At 35.6% G+C, this 18943-nt stretch carries 17 protein-coding genes and 1 other annotated feature; of the genes, 2 read left to right on the top strand and 15 right to left on the bottom strand.

The window, feature by feature from the left end:
• Positions 1-148: 148 nt before the first annotated feature.
• Positions 149-1180 carry a YdcF family protein gene (locus GF867_RS09735; protein WP_153832917.1) on the bottom strand — a complete coding sequence of 344 codons (1032 nt, stop codon included), beginning with the start codon at positions 1178-1180 and terminating at the stop codon, positions 149-151.
• Positions 1181-1203: 23 nt separating this feature from the next.
• Positions 1204-1881: a hypothetical protein gene (locus GF867_RS09740; protein ID WP_153832918.1), complete on the bottom strand. Its 678-nt coding sequence runs from the start codon at positions 1879-1881 to the stop codon at positions 1204-1206.
• Between the two features lie 160 nt (positions 1882-2041).
• On the opposite strand from GF867_RS09740, the gene pcp reads away from it, so the two are divergent.
• Positions 2042-2689 carry a pyroglutamyl-peptidase I gene (pcp, locus tag GF867_RS09745; RefSeq protein WP_153832919.1) on the top strand — a complete coding sequence of 216 codons (648 nt, stop codon included), beginning with the start codon at positions 2042-2044 and terminating at the stop codon, positions 2687-2689.
• A 74-nt stretch (positions 2690-2763) separates the two neighbouring features.
• On the opposite strand, the gene GF867_RS09750 is transcribed toward pcp, so the two are convergent.
• The 8 genes from GF867_RS09750 to adhE all read right to left on the bottom strand — a co-directional run bounded on the left by GF867_RS09750 (position 2764) and on the right by adhE (position 12645).
• Positions 2764-3207: a hypothetical protein gene (locus GF867_RS09750; protein ID WP_153832920.1), complete on the bottom strand. Its 444-nt coding sequence runs from the start codon at positions 3205-3207 to the stop codon at positions 2764-2766.
• A 118-nt stretch (positions 3208-3325) separates the two neighbouring features.
• The gene (locus tag GF867_RS09755) at positions 3326-4510 is read right to left on the bottom strand and encodes a M20 metallopeptidase family protein (protein ID WP_153832921.1); all 1185 of its coding nucleotides are present in this window, start codon (positions 4508-4510) and stop codon (positions 3326-3328) included.
• A complete protein-coding gene (locus tag GF867_RS09760; RefSeq protein WP_153832922.1) occupies positions 4488-5723 on the bottom strand; it encodes a M20 metallopeptidase family protein in 1236 nt (411 codons plus the stop codon). Before GF867_RS09760 ends, GF867_RS09755 begins: the two co-directional genes overlap by 23 nt.
• 303 nt (positions 5724-6026) lie before the next feature.
• Complete coding sequence (locus GF867_RS09765; RefSeq protein ID WP_153832923.1) at positions 6027-6488, bottom strand: GyrI-like domain-containing protein; 462 nt, start codon at positions 6486-6488, stop codon at positions 6027-6029.
• 26 nt (positions 6489-6514) lie between these two features.
• A complete protein-coding gene (locus GF867_RS09770; RefSeq protein ID WP_153832924.1) occupies positions 6515-7171 on the bottom strand; it encodes a potassium channel family protein in 657 nt (218 codons plus the stop codon).
• A gap of 9 nt (positions 7172-7180) precedes the next feature.
• Positions 7181-8515, bottom strand: coding sequence for a TrkH family potassium uptake protein (locus tag GF867_RS09775; protein WP_153832925.1), 1335 nt, complete (start codon positions 8513-8515; stop codon positions 7181-7183).
• Positions 8516-8651: 136 nt separating this feature from the next.
• Complete coding sequence (locus GF867_RS09780) at positions 8652-9878, bottom strand: serpin family protein (RefSeq protein ID WP_153832926.1); 1227 nt, start codon at positions 9876-9878, stop codon at positions 8652-8654.
• Positions 9879-10002: 124 nt separating this feature from the next.
• On the bottom strand, positions 10003-12645 hold the full coding sequence (gene adhE, locus GF867_RS09785) for a bifunctional acetaldehyde-CoA/alcohol dehydrogenase (RefSeq protein ID WP_153832927.1): 2643 nt from the start codon (positions 12643-12645) through the stop codon (positions 10003-10005).
• Between the two features lie 197 nt (positions 12646-12842).
• Here adhE and GF867_RS09790 point away from each other — a divergent pair, with 197 nt between their 5' ends.
• On the top strand, positions 12843-13349 hold the full coding sequence (locus tag GF867_RS09790) for a GNAT family N-acetyltransferase (RefSeq protein ID WP_153832928.1): 507 nt from the start codon (positions 12843-12845) through the stop codon (positions 13347-13349).
• Between the two features lie 180 nt (positions 13350-13529).
• Here GF867_RS09790 and GF867_RS09795 read toward each other — a convergent pair whose 3' ends face one another.
• From GF867_RS09795 to GF867_RS09815, 5 genes are all read right to left on the bottom strand, one after another.
• Positions 13530-14711 (bottom strand): pyridoxal phosphate-dependent aminotransferase, encoded by a 1182-nt coding sequence (locus GF867_RS09795; RefSeq protein ID WP_153832929.1) that lies wholly within the window; start codon positions 14709-14711, stop codon positions 13530-13532.
• 431 nt (positions 14712-15142) lie between these two features.
• Positions 15143-15790, bottom strand: a complete 648-nt coding sequence (locus GF867_RS09800; protein ID WP_153832930.1) for an amino acid ABC transporter permease — start codon at positions 15788-15790, stop codon at positions 15143-15145.
• Between the two features lie 72 nt (positions 15791-15862).
• Positions 15863-16083: a binding site (T-box leader), on the bottom strand.
• Positions 16084-16183: 100 nt separating this feature from the next.
• Positions 16184-16765: a hypothetical protein gene (locus GF867_RS09805; RefSeq protein ID WP_153832931.1), complete on the bottom strand. Its 582-nt coding sequence runs from the start codon at positions 16763-16765 to the stop codon at positions 16184-16186.
• Between the two features lie 46 nt (positions 16766-16811).
• Positions 16812-17168, bottom strand: coding sequence for a DUF6568 family protein (locus GF867_RS09810; protein ID WP_172972539.1), 357 nt, complete (start codon positions 17166-17168; stop codon positions 16812-16814).
• A gap of 90 nt (positions 17169-17258) precedes the next feature.
• Positions 17259-18920, bottom strand: a complete 1662-nt coding sequence (locus GF867_RS09815; RefSeq protein WP_153832932.1) for a coiled-coil domain-containing protein — start codon at positions 18918-18920, stop codon at positions 17259-17261.
• Between the last annotated feature and the right edge of the window lie 23 nt (positions 18921-18943).

An 18943-nucleotide genomic window follows, 5' to 3' on the forward strand; every position in this document is an offset into this window, starting at 1 on the left:
TTTTAACATGAATGTGGCGGTCGGGAAACCAGCCATATTCTAGCATAAAAGGAGGTGTTTTTGTCCCCACGCTGGAAGCTCTCCGGAACCCCCGGCATAGCCAGGGGTTTTCGAAAACATAAAAAAAAGCCAAGCTTTCCAGCTTGGACTAGTGTACAAAATACTCGACATAATAGCCTAGCAACGTAGGCAATAAATTTAAAATTAAAAACAAAAATGTAATAACACCTAAGAATATGAGATATATTTTACGTTTAAGATAAAGATAACCGATAAACTCACGAATAAAGGCATTGATTGAGAAGTAAAATTTGGTCTTGGCTCCATAACCACTACATTTATAGCCTTGTTCTTTCGCAATAATGAGCGCTCGATAGACATGGTATGAATTACTTACTATCGCAAATTTCGCATCCATAGTATCCATTAAATTAATTGAAAATTCGACATTTTCTTCAGTGTTAATCGCTTTATCTTCAATAATTATAGACGCTTCTGGGACACCCTGTTCAATCGCATACTGTGCCATTGCAACTCCTTCAGCTACAAGTTCGTCACTCCCCTGTCCTCCGGTCATAATTAACCGCAAATTGGGATTTTTTCGGTATAGACTAATTGCTTTATCAATTCGTGCTGCAAGTAAAGGCGTGACTTTATCGCCATTTAACCCTGCCCCCAACACAATTAAATAATCAACTTTAGGCTTATATAGATGCCACACGTTTAGCAATGAAGTCACAGTATATAAGTTAAGCGTAATTAAGAAATAACCCACTAATATCGATACAAAATAGTAAAAACTATTGAGTAAAGTTTGATTCGTAAGATCTTCTTGTATTGGCCAGAAGGTTAAGTATATAAATAATGCTATTCCGAAACCAAGCGCTAATATATTACCAAAGTGAAAACCTTCGTTTTTAATTACTTTGACTCCGTTAAAAAGAAAGGTGAATATCATGACTGTTGGAAATAATAATAAGCCGAAAGCTAACACAATCGCAATAATATATAGGGGTGCCTCCTGATCAACGGAAATTAGAAAAGTAGCTAATAAAAATAGCGCTGAGCCAATAAATAAAAAGAAACTAATTCCCAACCAAAGTGTTCGTGGTTCTCGGAAGTATATCCAAAAGTACAAACATCCTAAAAATATAGTTGTCATTAAAAGAAAAATTAACATCGCTTCACCATCTTTATATAAATTTATTGTACTACCCAGCTAGCAATAACATCCTCTGTATGTTGATAAACTGCCGCATCAGCAATATCAGCCTCTACTTTTAAATCAGCAAGCTCGCTCGGAATAATATATTGTTCGAAAAATCTACTTGAAGTTTCATAAAAGCCAATATCAGAAAATTCAGGTTCAATTAAATGATATTGGGTCCCAACTCTCTTAGCGGTTGAAATATCATCAGAAAATTCACCATAACGTTTATTGGCATAGACACGAGTACTAGCGATTTGGAAATAGATAAAACTATCGTCTGAACCTAAGTATTCTATTTCTTGCTCAATAGGCTGGGGTTCATATAAGCCGATGTTGATAAAGTTATCCACCATGTAACCAACTCGGTAAATGGAAGTTTCAGTGTTCGAGTAGCGAAACTTATTAAATGGTGCAACCTTATATTGTCTAACAGCAGCGTTTTCATAACGTGTTTTATCAATCAAGTCATTATGCTTATTCAATCCCCAAGCGGATAAAGATACCATTATTAGCACAATAATCGAACTCACCATAAACAATCTTTTAGCTATTTTATTTTTTAGATTAAACAACGTAGCTAATGCAATAATACCAAAAACAATTGCGATAACTATCTCAATTATCATTTCTTTGTAGTAAAAAGTTTCCATCGAAACCCAATTTTCAAACATGTACCAATCCCACTTCCTAATAGAAATATTTGTAATAATACGTCTTAATTTAATCAGCTATTTACTTATGATATAATTAACGTCAATGCACTTACAATTATATATTAATGAAATTATTTTACAATGAAATACAATACATTACTCGCAGGAGGCGATAAACTTGAAAATTTTAGTCACGGGCTTTGACCCTTTTGGGCAGGATACTATTAATCCGGCGCTAGAAGCTGTTAAACAATTACCAAATGAAATACTTGGCGCATCAATTATAAAACTTGAAATACCAACAATGTTTCATCAATCCGCCAATGTTGTAAATTTAGCGATTCAACAACACCAACCGGACATCGTGGTACATATTGGTCAGGCAGGAGGTCGCTTCGGAATCACTCCAGAAAGAATTGCTATTAACTTAGACGATGCACGTATAGCAGATAATTCAAGCCAGCAACCAATTGATCAATTAATTGCTGAAAATGGTCCCGCAGCTTATTTTAGCCAATTGCCAGTTAAAGCAATGGTAGCTAATATGCAGGAGGTTGGCATACCTTCGACTGTTTCTAATAGCGCAGGAACTTTTGTATGTAATCATATAATGTATCAGACGTTACATTATTGTCAGATGAACTATCCGCAAATACAAAGTGGTTTCATTCATGTCCCCTACTTACCGCAACAAGTTGCAGATAAAGCGAGTCTTCCTTCAATGGATTTAAAAACAATTGTACAAGGGTTGGTTATTTCGATTGAGACGATCATCACTTATCAAGGTCATGCAGATATAAAAACTGTTGGTGGCAGTTTACATTGATAAACTTCAATGTAAGCACGTAGAAACCCCATTAAAGGATTGAATAGATTCAATCCTTTAATGGGGTGTGTTTATCAATGTGTAAAATTCTTGATTGGACGTCCTTTAATATCATAGACATAATCACGTAACTTTTTGGCATCCGCCATAACAATCATTAAACGATCACGGTAAGGTTCGGCCAACTCTTCATAAAGAAAACTCTCATCATTGAGTTGATGCTTAAATCGCAGCGCTTCTACTTCTCCTTTAGTACGCAATTTATATTTGCGTGACGGGAGTGGTTTTGCTGTTTGTCTTTTCTCGATGCGATAGTAATAATTATCATCTCCATAGGAAATTTCTAAAGCGCCTGAATTCGTCCGCTTTTTTTCCACGTTATGATGTTTTTCTTTATGGATTTCCCACCAAATCTTAATACCTTGCAATGCTTCTTCCTCGGTTAAATAGCTTCCGTGCTCTTTTTTTACATTTGCTCGACGATTGACCCAATAATTCGTATAAACTGTCTGTGACATAAATTTCATCCTCCTTATTAAGTGATTTGATTGTTAGTTTACTGATTCTAATAGTGAAAGTAAATTAATTAGCTTATTTGTTCTTAATCATATTATAGCTTATTCTGCATAAAAAGTATTAATTTAAACGGTCTGATAAGATGGAGATAAAGAGTTGCACTCCTTTTAAAAGAGCAGCTTCTTTAATATTAAACTTAGGATGGTGTAATGGATAACGTTCTTCAAAATTGAGGTCACTCGTACCTAATTGGAAGAACGCACCTGGTATCTCTTGGGCATAATAGGCAAAATCTTCACCGATGAGCGAAGGACTTCTTTCAAATACTTTTTTGAAGGCACCTTGAGTTTTAATAACTGAAGCCGCTTGCTTAACAATTTCCTTGTTGTTCAAGAGTGCAGGATAACCATCTTGATAGTTAATTGACACCTCTCCTTCATTCATTAATGCGATGGCTTCAACCATCTTAATAAGTTTTTCTTTGATTGTAAGACGTATGTTCTCAGAAAATGTACGTAAAGTACCATAGATTAAAGCTTGATCAGCAATAATATTCTTAGCTGTTCCACCAGCTTGGACGCTACCAAAGGTCAATACTGCTGGTTTAAAAGGATCTACATTACGACTAATCAAGGTTTGTAGATTTGTAATAATTTCGGCGGCGATAATCACTGAATCAACTGCTTCTTGTGGCCTAGAGGCATGGCCTCCCTTACCTTGAACAGCTATTTGAATCGAATCAGAGGAGGCAGAACTATAATCATAGGAATAACTCATCTCACCTATGTTTAATTGAGGGTCAACGTGTAGACCATAAATTTCATCCACATCATCTAAACAGCCTGATTCCATAATGCTCTTGGCGCCGCCGGGTTTTACTTCTTCCCCATGTTGGAAAATAAAAACGATTGTACCATGAAACTCATTTTTCTTATGTTGCATTAAATTAGCAACACCTAATAGAATTGCTGTATGAGCATCATGGCCACAAGCATGCATCTTACCTGAGTGAACTGATTTAAATGGCAAGTCGGTTTCCTCTTCAATGGGTAAAGCATCCATATCTGCTCGAAGAGCAATAGTTGGTCCTTTATCGGTAACACCCTCTATACGAGCAATGACACTGTGACCATTTCCGACAGAACGTTGGATGTCAGGAATGCCATAACTGACTAATTTATCATAAATATAATCTGAAGTAGCTTGTTCCTGAAAGGACAACTCAGGATGGCGATGTAGATAACGGCGTGACCGAATCACATCCGCTTCTACCCAACTTGCATCATCTATCCATGTGTTCTGCATGTAGTTCACCTACCTTTTCATGAGTGTTGTGTAAACTGTTATAGTGTTTCGCAATAATTAGAAATGCCTTTGCACCATCTATTAAACAACGCTCATCTAGTTCAAATTTCGGATGATGATGCGGATAATTGGTACGGCCATTGACACCACCTCTGACATAGAAAAAGGAACCAGGAATTTTCTGTAAATAATAGGCAAAGTCCTCTCCGCCCATCCGTGGTCCAGTAGTCAGTATACTTTGATCTGGTAAATTATCTTTGAAAAGTTCACGAATTAAATGAGTTTGTTCATGATGATTGAATAATGCTGGATAACCATCAGAAAATTCGACGTTACCCACGGCACCGTGAGCATCACAAATTTGTGTGACCATTTGTTCAATTCTACTTTTCAATTTATTTCTTAGTTTAGGGTTAAACGTTCTCATAGTTCCACTAAGTTTTGCTTGATCCGCAATGATATTAGCAATTGCTTGGCCAGAGTGGAAAGTAGCAACTGTAATCACACCAGCATCCATAGGGTTTTTCTGGCGACTGACTAACGTTTGTAGTTGTTGGATAACAAATGCAGCGACGACAGTTGAATCAACCGTTAAATGAGGACTAGCAGCGTGCCCGCCTTTACCTTGAATTTTAATAACAAAGGAGTCTGAAGCCGCCATCGCAAAACCAGGTCGACATTCAATAGTTCCGTCATAAGGACGATCGCCTTTTGTATGTAAACCATAAATGACATCTACATCATCCAAAGCACCTGAATTCATAATGCCTTTCGCCCCTCCAGGATGCATCTCCTCTGCGTGTTGAAATACAAAAACAATCGTTCCACTTAGTTGATTTTTAATTGAGAGCAATTGCTTAGCTGTCGATAAAAGAATCGTAGTATGCGCATCATGTCCACAAGCATGCATCACGCCCGGATAAATAGACTTGTAAGGTAAATTTGTTTCTTCGTTAATAGCTAACGCATCAATATCAGCACGAAATGCGATGGTTGGCCCAGGTTTGCCGGTTTCAAGGCGAGTGATGATTCCACCACCTCCAACATTTGTCTCGATGTGTTGGTAGCCAAACTCTCTTAATTTATTCTCAATAAATCTTCGTGTCTCGTTTTCTTGAAATGAAAGCTCAGGATGTTGATGTAGATGGCGAAATATTGCCAAACTCTCATTAAAAGACTGTTCGATATTCTCAAAAATATATTCTAAATCCATCAAATCACTCCGCAATTTTAGTATTTAGAACATTATATTAAAATTAGATTAGAAAAACAATGAATATGAGCCGTTATTGCAAATGTGCGAATATTTTTAAAGAATGCATGTCATAAAATATAACAAGACAAGATATAGAAGCGTATTAAAAAAAACGTTAATAAATGTTATTCAATTGATGTTTTATTAAGCATGTTTTTATGGTGCTTAAGTTACACTCACAATCAAAAAATCCCCTTATCACTAAGTGTGGTAAGAGGATTTATATAAAAGTTGTTTTGTAATAAACTAATAGTAAATGGATTATAATCTAACAAATGGCACCCAAAGTTCCATCGTATAGTGTTCACTTGTCATATCTCCTTGACTATATAACTCAAAATCAGGAGTTCCTGCATGTTGGAATCCATAAGTGGGGAAATATTCTTCCATTACATATTGCCAACCATCTTGAATGCTTTGAGGAACTGGTCCTTTAAGTGTCAGTACGAAATATTCTGCTGAAGGCAACGCTAGAATATCTAAGCCTAATTCTTCAGCTTTTGTATGATCATTCAGGTGATAAGCTGCCATATAGTTAATTTTATCGCCATTCATTTCACCGTAACATAGACCCATGCTTTGTCCGTTCCCCATCATTTCTAGTGGGATGAATGATGCTTTCTCATAAAGTGCGTTCCAGGCATTCGGACATTCCGCACTTGTAATTTGTTCTAACTTGATTCCTGCTACTTCAAATGCTTCTTTTTTTACAATTCTCTTCAATATATAAAACCGCCATTTCTAATATTTTATCCTTTGAATAATCGTCTTAACGTTTCATCTTTTACTACACCTAATAATTCATCTTGATCCTGTAAGCGTAAGTTACCATCGATTTCAACAATATAAGGTTGTTCACCGTGTTTGATCGCGATAATATTAATTCCGTAATTTGCTCTAAAATCTATCTCTGTGAGTGTTTTATTCAGCCACTCCTTTTTTACGGGAAATGAAGCGATGTGATAAAATTGGCCCAAGTCAACTAGGTCATTTATATGTGGATTAGCAAGTTCTTTTCCAATTCTATTTCCAGTATCTACTTCCGGTAATATAACGCGGTCTGCGCCTACTTTTAATAAGACATCTCTATAAGTCTGACTTTTGGACTTAACAATAATGTGTTTAACATTAAGTTCTTTTAAATTAAGAATCGCAATGATAGTGTCTTCTAAACGTTGAGAGGTGGCGACAATTGCAACATCAGCTGCATTAACGCCTGCTTCTTTTAATTGCTCAATTTTTGTGAAATCAGCTTGAATGCTTTGATCAATAAGCTCACTCACTTCTTCTACGTGATTCATATTCTTATCAATTGCAATGACATCTTGTCCTTCTATCGCAAGACTTTTAGCTAAAGAGGCTCCGAAGAGACCTAGCCCTAAAACTGCGTAAATTCTCTTTTCCATATCAATCACCTAACCAATCATAATATTCATTTCAGGATATTTTATCGTGCTGTTGTTGCGGTGGGACCCTATCGACCATAGAAATGTAATCAAGCCTACCCTACCCATTAACATTAATATAATCAGTATTATTTTACCAATAATTGTTAAATTAGGCGTTAATCCCATTGTTAAACCGACTGTGCTTAGACAAGAAATGACCTCTATTAGTATGTATTCAATACCAAAACCATGAGGGATTTCTTCTGTTAGTAAAAGCACCATGCTGGCAAATGTAATAATGGACAAAGCGGCGAGTATAAGAAACAACGCACGACGAATGGTTGCTATCTTTACCGTTCTAGCATATATGGTAAATGGTTTGCCTGTAAAATAACGAATTAAAAACATACTGGTCACCATTATTGTGGATACTTTAACACCACCTGCAATAGAGCCTGAAGAACCACCAATAAACATTAGAATCAATGTAATAAACGTACCTAGAGTGGATAGATGACTGTAATCAATATTCGCATAACCAGCGGTTCGAGGTGTTACACTTAAAAAGAAGGTATTCATCAAAAAGTCACCTAATGAAAGATGGTTAAAAGTACCATTGATACCTTCTGATAAAATGAACAAAATAAAACCTGCTATCAAAAGTGTTGCTGTACCAATAAGCGTTAATTTAGTATAACGCAGTAACTTGTGATTATGACGGTAAGTTAATAAATCACGCCAAACCAAAAATCCCAACCCGCCTGCGATAATTAACATTGAAATAACAAAAAGGACATAAAAATTAGTCTGATAGCCAATTAGACTATCTCCTAATAGATCAAATCCAGCATTATTAAATGCAGAAATACTATGAAAGAAACCGTATAAAATACCTGTAATCCAACCAAATTGAGGGATGAATGCAAAGCTTAATAATATAGCGCCTATACATTGAATGAAAAGAGTAAATTGCACAATGTAAGTCACTATTTTCTTTAAATCAAAATCAGCAGGTAGATTGAGTGATTCTAATAAAACGATTCTTTGTCGCATATTTGCTTTTGATCCACGCATCATAAAAAATAACATCCAAAGAGTGATGAATCCTAATCCTCCCACTTCAATCAATAGGAGAATGAACATTTTGCCAAAGGGACTCCAATGTGTCGTGGTGTTTAGCGTGACTTGTCCGGTAACACATAAAGCGGATGTTGCAGTAAATAATGCATCTAAATAACGTGTCCAATCTCCACTGGCAGATGACATTGGTAAGGATAGGACAAGTCCGCCAATTATAATTAACCCGATATAAACAGACACAATTATTTGAGATATGGACATAAATTTAAATATATTTCCCATCTTGATTGTTTGCCTCCTAACCTAAGAATTGCGAATCTGCGCTTACACAGAAATTATTGAACATATGAATGTTTAATATTACAAGTAAAAGCAACTCTATCGCCCGCAGTTAGTAGCAGATAGAGCCGTTATATGATTATTTACTTAAGTTTTGAACACTACCTTCAAATAAAGGAAGTCCATCTAATGAAATATTATAGACAAATGGTCGATTAACGATCATTTCAATTGGCTCATGTTCATCCATAATCGCTTTCGTTTCCATAATTAGCTCTGTTACCGCAGCTGCTTCAGTGCCATTTTCATCTAACTTAAATTCAACGCGTTGAAGAATTTGGCTGATAAACACTTCTGCTTCTGTAGTGAAGTATGTAGTGTCGCCTAAATCTTTCGCGAAGCTGTCTAAGCCTAAATACTGTAAGGATTCTGTTAATTCTAAAGAAGCACTTTCTTCCCATTTAGGTAAGGATAATTTAATTCGTTTTGATTCCCATTCGATATCGTCATTATCGTTCACATCATCATAAAATTCCCACATTATGTCAGAAGCTACTGCTTCTTTAGGTAATACAACAATAAAATTAGCATCGTTTGTATAATTTAAACGAACTGCTTGGTAATCATCTGTTTCATAATAATCGAAATAATTTGTTTGTGACATCAGGTCAACGGTACTTTCTTCAGCGCGTCCATAGAATGGAGCTTCTTCGGTTAAAGTCTCTTCAAAAGTATTAGTCCATTCACCTTTGAAGTAAAGCATATTTAAGACCATTAAATATAAGGCTTCGTTATTGATTAATTCTTCAATTCTATCCTCTGTGAAATAAGGATTGATTAAGTCATTGGTAAATTGAGCAATGTCCTTATTCAATGCTTCATAAGTAGCGGGATCCGTGAAGTCTACTAATTTTAAAAAGGTCGCAAGATTTTTAACCGCAGATTCAAATTCGGCATGCCATTTTTTATTTTGGTTTCCCAACAAGTAAGATTTTGTCAAAAATGTTGGTGTTTCGTCTTCTGTGGCTTTAGTTAAAAAACTAGCAACCAAATCTAAATACTCTTTTCGATCTATCTTGTCGCTGTCCGGAATTAAAGCGTCCATCATTAATTCTTGTTGCTCATTGGTTAAACCAGGTTCTAATGATAGTAAAGCAAGGTAATAAGATAATGGAGAATAAATGACATTTTCCTCTTTTTCTAAAACTAAAGGCCTTAGATTTTCTGAAAATTCTTGTAATTGGTTAATTACAAAATGAAACTCATGTTGATTATCATCATTCGTCATACCAATAACGGGTGAAGACATAAGAAAAAGACTACTTAACATAAAGCAACAAGTTGTCACTAGTTTAAGTAATTTCATAAACAATGCTCCTTTCTATTTTAATGTTTATTATATCTTTTTTTTCAATGAAGGTAAAACAATAACAGATTACCCTAGCTAGACTAAGGTAATCTGTTAGAATTGGTTTGTATAGACTTAAAATCTATTTAATTCGGCCTGGTTGTGCCTTATATCCATAATAAGCATCTTGCAAGATTTCTGTCATATCACTTACAAGTGGTAAACGAGGGTTTGCAGGTGAACATTGATCTTCGTAGGCTAGGAAAGCTATTTCTTCAACAGAAGCTAACCAATCTTTCTCATCAATTCCTTGATCTTTGAAGTTCATTTTAATTCCCACACGTTCACCTAAGTCATAAACTGCTTTGGCGAATGCATCGACTGCCTCTTCAGGCGTTGATGATGGTAAACCTAACATTCTAGCAATTTCTTGGATTTTGATGTCTGCTTTATAGTAGTTATACTTAGGCCATAAAGCTGCTTTTGATGGGCGAGTTCCATTATAACGAACGACATAAGGTAATAAAATAGCATTGGTACGACCATGAACTGTATGGAAAACACCACCAATTTTATGTGCCATTGAATGTGACATCCCTAGGAAAGCATTCGCAAATGCCATACCAGCCATCGTAGAAGCATTATGGATTTTTTCGCGTGCTTCTGGATCGTTTGTGACAACTGAATTCTCTAGATGTTCAAAAACTAATTTTATTGCTTGTAAAGCTAAGCCATCTGTATAGTCGTTTGATAAACATGAAATCAATGCTTCAACAGCATGTGTCAGAACATCCATTCCTGTATCAGCTGCTACAAAACCTGGAACTGTCTCAACGAGTGCAGAGTCAACAATTGCGATAGTTGGTGTTAATGAATAGTCAGCCAAAGGATACTTACGATTATTTTTCTTATCTGAAATAACTGCGAAAGGTGTTACTTCTGAACCCGTACCTGAAGTAGTTGGGATTCCAACAAATTTTGCTTTTTCTCCTAATTCTGGGAATTTAAAAGCACGTTTACGGATATCCATAAATTTCTGAACAAGGTCTCTGAAGTCAACTTCAGGTTGTTCGTAGAATAACCACATTACTTTAGCGGCATCCATTACCGAACCACCACCAATCGCAATGATTGTATCTGGTTGGAATAATCTAAAGGCTTCAGCACCTTTTTCAACAGTTGAAATATCTGGATCCGGTTCAACTGAATCAAATACTTGATAAGTTACTTTGTTATCACGTTTGTTTAATTGATCGATGACTCTATTAGTAAAGCCTAATTTAGTAATAGACTCATCCGCTACAATCATAACGCGCTCAACATCTTTCATTGTTTGCAAGTATTGAATTGAATCGCGTTCGAAATAGATTTTTGAAGGAACTTTAAACCATTGCATATTATTACGACGTCTCCCCACTTTTTTAATATTAAGTAAGTTCAATGCATTAACGTTATCACCCACCGAGTTTTTACCGTAAGAACCACAACCTAATGTTAAAGATGGCATAAATGCATTATATACATCACCAATACCACCGAATGTAGAAGGTGAGTTCCAAATTACACGGATTGCTTTTACACGACGGCCAAATTCTTTGCTTAATTCAGCATTGTTTGTATGAATTGCCGCTGAGTGACCTAAGCCATTAAATTCTACCATTTGCGCTGCTTTATTAATTCCATCGTCTGAATTATCAGATTTAAGTACTGCTAATACTGGTGACAATTTTTCACGCGTTAATGGTTCATTTTCCCCTACTTCGCTTACTTCAGCTGCGATAATGGTTGCTTGATCTGGTACAGTAAATCCAGCTTGTTCTGCAATCCATTGTACAGACTTTCCTACGATGGTTGGATTTAGAACAGCATCGGCACAATTCTTGCCATTAGCTTTAGCACCGAAACAGAATTCTTCTAAAAGTGCTTTTTCTTTTTTATTGACGAAATAGACGTGATATGTTTTCATTTCATTGATGAACTCTGAATATATTTCTTTATCAATGATAACTGCTTGTTCAGAAGCACAAATCATACCGTTATCAAAAGCTTTACTTAAAACTATATCATGTGCTGCTTGTTTAATATTTGCTGTTTTCTCAACATAAGCAGGTACGTTACCTGCACCTACTCCTAAGGCTGGTTTACCACAAGAGTAAGCTGATTTAACCATGCTGTTACCACCAGTAGCTAGAATAGTTGCTACTCCGTCGTGGTTCATCAATTCAGAAGTTGCTTCCATTGAAGGTACTTCAACCCATTGAATACAATTTTCTGGTGCACCAGCTGCTACCGCTGCTTCATAAACAACTCTGGCAGCATGAGCTGAACTTTCTTGAGCACCTGGGTGGAAAGCAAAAATAATTGGATTACGTGTTTTTAATGAGATAAGTGATTTAAAAATAGCTGTAGAAGTTGGATTAGTTACAGGCGTTACACCAGCAATTACGCCCACTGGTTCAGCGATTAGTGTTAAACCAGTCACGTCATCGTCTTCAATAATCCCTACAGTTTTCATACCACGCATGCTATTCGTCACATGTTCACAGGCGAATAAGTTTTTGGTAGCTTTGTCTTCAAATACGCCTCTACCTGTTTCTTCTACTGCATGTTTTGCTAAGATACCATGATTGTCTAGTGCGGCGATTGATGCTTTAGTGACAATGTGATCAACTTGTGACTGATTGAGCAATAGGAACTCTTTTAATGCCTTTTGCCCCTTTGTTACCAACGAATCAATTGCTGCTTTAACGTCTACTACTTGCTTATTATCAATAGTCTCAACCATTTTAATATCCTCCCTGGATTGCTTTGTTTTTGTTTACAACTACATGTTACCTTGTTCACAATCTTTTGTAAAGTACTATTTTCTAAAAAGTTTTTAGGCTTTCAAAATTTGATTGAATGTCAGCGTTTCCATTGTTTGTAAATTAATAAAAACTGTACTATGATAAATTTATAATTTTTTTTGATGGGAAGTGTCTTATGAGTGATATTCATGTGAGAAATGTATTGATTAGCGATGCACAAGCTATTTTATCGATTTACGAACCTTATGTCGAAAAAACAGCGATTAGTTTTGAAATTGAAGTGCCTTCAGTTGACGAAATGGCAAATAGAATTACGAAGTATACCCAAACTCATCCATATTTGGTAGCGGTGTTAAATGATCAGGTCGTTGGTTTTGCTTATGCGGCCCCCTTTTCTCCTCGCGAAGCTTATCAATATTCAAGTGAAGTGAGCATTTATATTGCTGAAGATATAAAGTATCAAGGCTTAGGCGGTTTACTATATGATGCTTTAGAGAAAAAACTAGTTGCATCTGGTGTTGTGCAAGTTATTTCTTGTATAACAGCATCTAATATAGCAAGTCTAAATTTTTTTGAACGCCGCGGCTTTGAAAAAGCTGGTTTGATTCCGAAAATTGGCTATAAATTTGAGGAGTGGCATGACGTCGCTTGGCTTATCAAAACAATTAACCCTACAAATTAATAGACCTCAGACTAGTCGGAGTCATTAATTTACGTTTTACAGTTTAAACTTGATAATTTAACGATACTTTTCTTGGACATTAAGCTTAACGAAGCATAAAGTTCGGTTAATCAACTAAAAAATACAATAAATAAACAGCAGCTCTTTGGACACAATCCGCAAGGCTACTGTTTATTTGTTTTAATCATTAATTTGTCTTTGATTGTCAATGAATTGTTTAAGTCTATCCATTGCTTTCTCAATATTGTCCATACTAGCTGCATAGCTTAATCTTACGAAATTTTCGCCACCAATTCCAAAAGCATTACCTGGTATAAAAGCAACAGCATTGGATTTTGCTAAGTCTAGACAGAATTTAAAGCTATCTTGTTCTAAATCTGAAGGAATTTCTGCAAAGATATAGAACGCTCCATTTGGCTTTACAATTTTGAAACCTAATGCAGTCATCGCATCATAAATATAATCGCGTCGTTTGATGTATTCCTCTCTCATTGGGATCGCATCATCAGCTCCGTTAACTAATGCTTCAGTCGCTGCGACTTGAGAAATAGTGGTAGCACACGTCACCATATTCTGGTGAACTTTAACGGCTTCATTCATCATTTCGCGCGGAGCAAATAATAAACCTAAACGCCAACCTGTCATTGAATGAGACTTGGAAACCCCATTTATAACAAATGTTTGTTCACGTAAATAAGACGCTATCGAAACATGTGGTTGTTCAAAAACTAACTCACTATATATTTCATCACTAATTACAAAGATTGGTTTACCTTTTAAAACTTCTGCAATCTTTTGCGCATCCTCAGCTGTCCACATAACGCCTGTCGGGTTCGTTGGATAGTTAAGAATAATCGCTTTAATACTTTCCCCATGCTCAGCTAAGGCTGCTTCAATCATTTCTGGTGTTAAAATAAAATCATTGCTAGCAGTGTTAATATGTACAGGTTCTCCACCATTTACTAAGATCATGCTCTCATAAAGGGAGAACATTGGATTAGGAACAAGTACTTTATCTCCAGGATTAAGTATAGTCTGCAAGGCTGTTGAAAGAGCTTCAGTCGCACCAATTGTCGCAATGACCTCATCAGTAGCATAGTTTAAGTCATATTTATCTTGCATAAATTGAGAGGCTGCTTGTAGTAAGTCCGGTAAGCCAGGAGTTGGAGCGTAAGTAGTACGATTATTTTTAATGGCTTGAATACCCGCTTCTTTTACATGATCAGGTGTATTAAAATCAGGTTCTCCCAATGTTAATTTAATAACACCTTCAATAATGGAAACTGCCTGGTCAAAGTCACGAATGGCTGAAGTGCCAATTTTATGGACGTTTTGATTAAATCGATTTGCTAATAATGTCATAAGTCACCCTTCTCACTAAATTCTAATGTTCCTTCTATTCTAAGCTTTAATTACACAACACGCAAGTCAAATCTATATAAAAAACTTGGGCTTTGTCCAAAGACTCTTTGTTAATGTATCGCTTCATTTCTTTGTATATCGTGACATTTAGTTGAAATACCACGTAGCTCAGTGTGGTGGTTCGGTAAGATGGTATCGTTATAATGGCCAGTCGGATTAGCTATGCTATCTTTGCGCGTAACGAATATTTCATTAGAGACTACTCAAAGCTCACCCTTTAGTGAGGCTTTTAAAGCAATCACCGCCTTGGAAAACAATAAGTTGAGCGAAGTATAAAGTTTGGTAAATCAATAAAACTTATATTCTCTATTATAAAAAACACTTCCTATAAGTGTCTTCTGCTCAGACTCTTATAGGAAGTGTATCTTTGATTAACGATCCGATTTAGCTAATCTCTTTTCAAGTAAATTCATTAAAGTAGAGATTGTAAATACCATTATGAAATATACAAGTGCTGTAAATAAAAGCGGTGTAAAAGTTGTATACGTTGCACCACGAACAGTATCAGAAGCGAACATCAAATCTTTAATCCCTAAAACAGATACAATCGATGTTTCTTTGATTAGCACAGCAAACTCATTACCAATTGCTGGGAGAATATTCTTAACTGCCTGAGGCATGATTACTTTTCTAAAGGTTACCCATTGCGGTAAGCCAAGTGCGCGTGCCGCTTCAGTTTGACCAGGATCGATTGATTGAATCCCAGAACGCATTATTTCACTCATATATGCAACTGAGTTGATGGTAACGGCTAACACGGCTGATGGGAAATCCTCTAAGTAAATTCCAAGCATTGGTAGCCCGAAGTAGACAAGATATACTTGAACTAATAAAGGCGTTCCACGAATAATTTCAGTATAAACACGAGCCAGTGAACTTAATAGCTTGTTATTAGAGATTCTTGCTAAAGCAAGCAATGCTCCAAAGGGTAATGATAAAATAACAACTGTAAATGATAAGAGAATTGTGTATTGTGCCCCTCTCATAAACAGCGGTAAATATTCTTGAATAATTTCCATAATAAACTTCCTTTCGTATAAATCTAACTAAATAATGACAATAAAAAAAGTCTCTATTCCCTATATATAGGAAATAGAGACGAAAATTCCGCGGTACCACTCTAATTAGTTACAATTAAACTTGTAACTCACTTATTATATAACGCTATAACGGCGAAAAAAGCTACTAGCTCACAAGCTGCTCACTTCTTTATCTCATAGGTGCGTTTCAGTCTAAAATCATTGATAGACTCACAGCAACTCTATCTCGCTTGAAATGATTTTTAACTTACTCTCCTAATCATCGATTGATTATTAACTTGTGATTAATAGTATGCTAGATTAAATAGATTGTCAACAGCTTTTTATAATGAAACCGTTATACCATTACATATGCTGAACAGTTAACCACGATTATTTACGAATTAATTCTAATGTTTTATTAATGGTATCATACTCAAAAACTCCGCGAACAATTTCGCCATCAGAATATTGCTCTGCAATTGTAATTTCAACAACACCTTCAGTTTCTGTATTCAGAATAGTAAAATGATATTCAGCCGAGTCAAAATAATGATTATTCTCTTTTAAATATTTAATGACAGCTCGCATACCAGCGTCTATTTCGGGTTCCTCAACTAGTTCATTTTCTAATTGATAGTCTGTATAAACTGCCTCAGTGAATAGTATAGTTTCAGGCTCAACCACTTCTTCTGATTCTTCGACTGATGCTGGCGTTTCTGACGAACTTTCTTCTACTCTTTCAGAGAGGCTTTCTTCTGAAAGAATCGCTTCACTACTTTCCATACTGCTTTCATCTGATTCAACACTTGAAACGTCAACACTTGTTTCTTCGATTTCTTTTACGGATTCCACTACAATGGGTGTTTCATTAAAAGAGTCTGCAGTTGTTTCAACAATATTTGCTTCATTACTTGCACAGCCTGATAGCAATAAACCGGCAAATAAAGCACTCAAATATATTTTATTCTTCATTTGTATGCCTCCCCTTATCAAGTATAGAATAATCTTAATTTTCGAATTAGGCTTTTACAAAAGTTTTAATGTCATCTGGAGACATTGAACTATCGCATTTAACTTGCACGCCATCTTCATCAGAATACAAGAAACCTGGCACTGTTGGCACGCCATACTTATTACGTAAAGCTTCTACTTCTTTTAATGTCTCTACTTTTTGAGAGTGAACATAGTGGATAGTTAAATTCTCATCTTTAGCAACTGCACTTAATTTGCCAACGAAGCGACGGCAAAATGGACATGTTTCACGTCCAATGTATACGATATTTCCACTTTGAGCAGTTAATAATTCATCTGCATCTGCGGGAGTCACTTCTTTAAAACTCTTTACTTCTTCTAAATATTTTTCAATTTCTGTCATTTTACGTTAAACCTCCAATAGTTTCTTTACTTATTATAACGCATATTATCCATACTTGTCGAAAAAAACGTCAGACATTAAGCGAGTCGTCTAATCCAATTCAATCTCATCTAATTTTTCCCGTCTTTTTCTTCTGGTTATTTGATTGGCTAATAACATTAGTAGACCAATCATTAATAGCACTATTCCGAGAATCGTCCAGAATCGAACTTCGCCCGTATTGGGTAAGCTTAGAGATGTATTGCCAGAATTACTTGATGATTCACTACTGTTTTTGAGCTCATTAGGACTTGGTAAATCGCTAGTTTTGACTTTTGAAGGACTCCCACTGTTACTCGTTAATTGGTCCTTTAAATAGTCAAGTGCATCCGTATTGTCAACTGGTTGTTCTGGCGTTTCATCCAATAAATCTCCGTTGCCATTATGCGATTCACTTGAATGATCTTTATCTTCATCGAAATTGTCTGTTTCCGCTGGATTTCCCGTTATCGTATCAATCGGAATATTATCTAACAAAGAAAGATTATTATATATTTCGTAATAGCCTGAAAAACCAGTCTTGTTTGCTGACCAAGTTTGAGTCACATCATTAAAATAAACAAATTTAATCTGATGACGATTGTGTAAAGTTTGAATTTGTTTAATTACTTCTTGCGAAATTAAATTTTGACTATTTAAATAATTGGCCAATTGATCACTAAGTGTAAGGAAGCTTTCTTGATTAATTTGAAAGAAATAGGCAAATTGAGCTTCTTTAAGCGCTAAAGCGGATTGATAACTCTCCTGAAAGCTAACGAGGTCTTCGAGCTTTAAATAGTCTCTTTTGGCGTAATTACCTAGTACTTCCAGATCATATAAACTAAGCTCTTTTGCATAAGCATATTGAGTTAATCCATACTCATCAACATAGATATTTTCTTTGTTGCTTAAAAATTCAATACTGGTTTCATCATCTTTAGGGAGCTCAAATAGACGATAAATATCGTGAAAGGAAACTTTTCTATAATTACTCGGCACAATTTTTTGTAAAATCAAATCAACTTCCATAAGATAACTTTCTAATGAATCATTGTTCGAGTTCAAAAGAACATTACTACTATCTAGGTAGGTTGTTGAATATGGATAAAGTAAACATTGATTCAATTGAGCTTGATTACTTTTTTCTTCTTCTAATAAACGAGTTTGGTTTTCAATTTGATAAACAAGCTGATAATAATAATTTTCTTGGTTATCTCTTTCGATAACTTTTTGATTAATGAGTTGTTGCAGTTGAAGGATGTAGTCTTGCCATTCGATAATCACATCATGCTGACTAATAATATTCATTTGTTCTTCATTAGTCAGCAAGACAAACGCAGGATCAGTTGCTAAATAATCCTCATAAATCAACTCAATAACAACTGCTAATTGTGATTGAGCATAATTCAATGAATCCTCTTCCCCAGCCTCCAACAGTGCAATTTCTTGGTTTAAACGTTGATAAGTTTGATTGGCATAGTTCATTTCAGCTTGAAGTGACTCAATATCAGCTAGAATTGTCTGGGATTCTAATGAAGAAGTATCCGCGGCAGTTGAATGAAAGCGAATAAGTGAAATGCAGCTATCCGCATCGATTAGCTCGGTGTTAATGCTCTGGGTAACAATAAAAGGTTCGCTAGCTTCAAGTGAAGTTGTTTCTGCTTCCGCAACAGGCGAACAAAATAAACTAAGACTGATAATAGTTACAAGTGATATTTTTTTTGTATTTTTCATAATAAAACACCTCCATATATAAA

This window comes from Fundicoccus ignavus, from assembly GCF_009659375.1.
GTDB lineage: Bacteria > Bacillota > Bacilli > Lactobacillales > Aerococcaceae > Fundicoccus > Fundicoccus ignavus.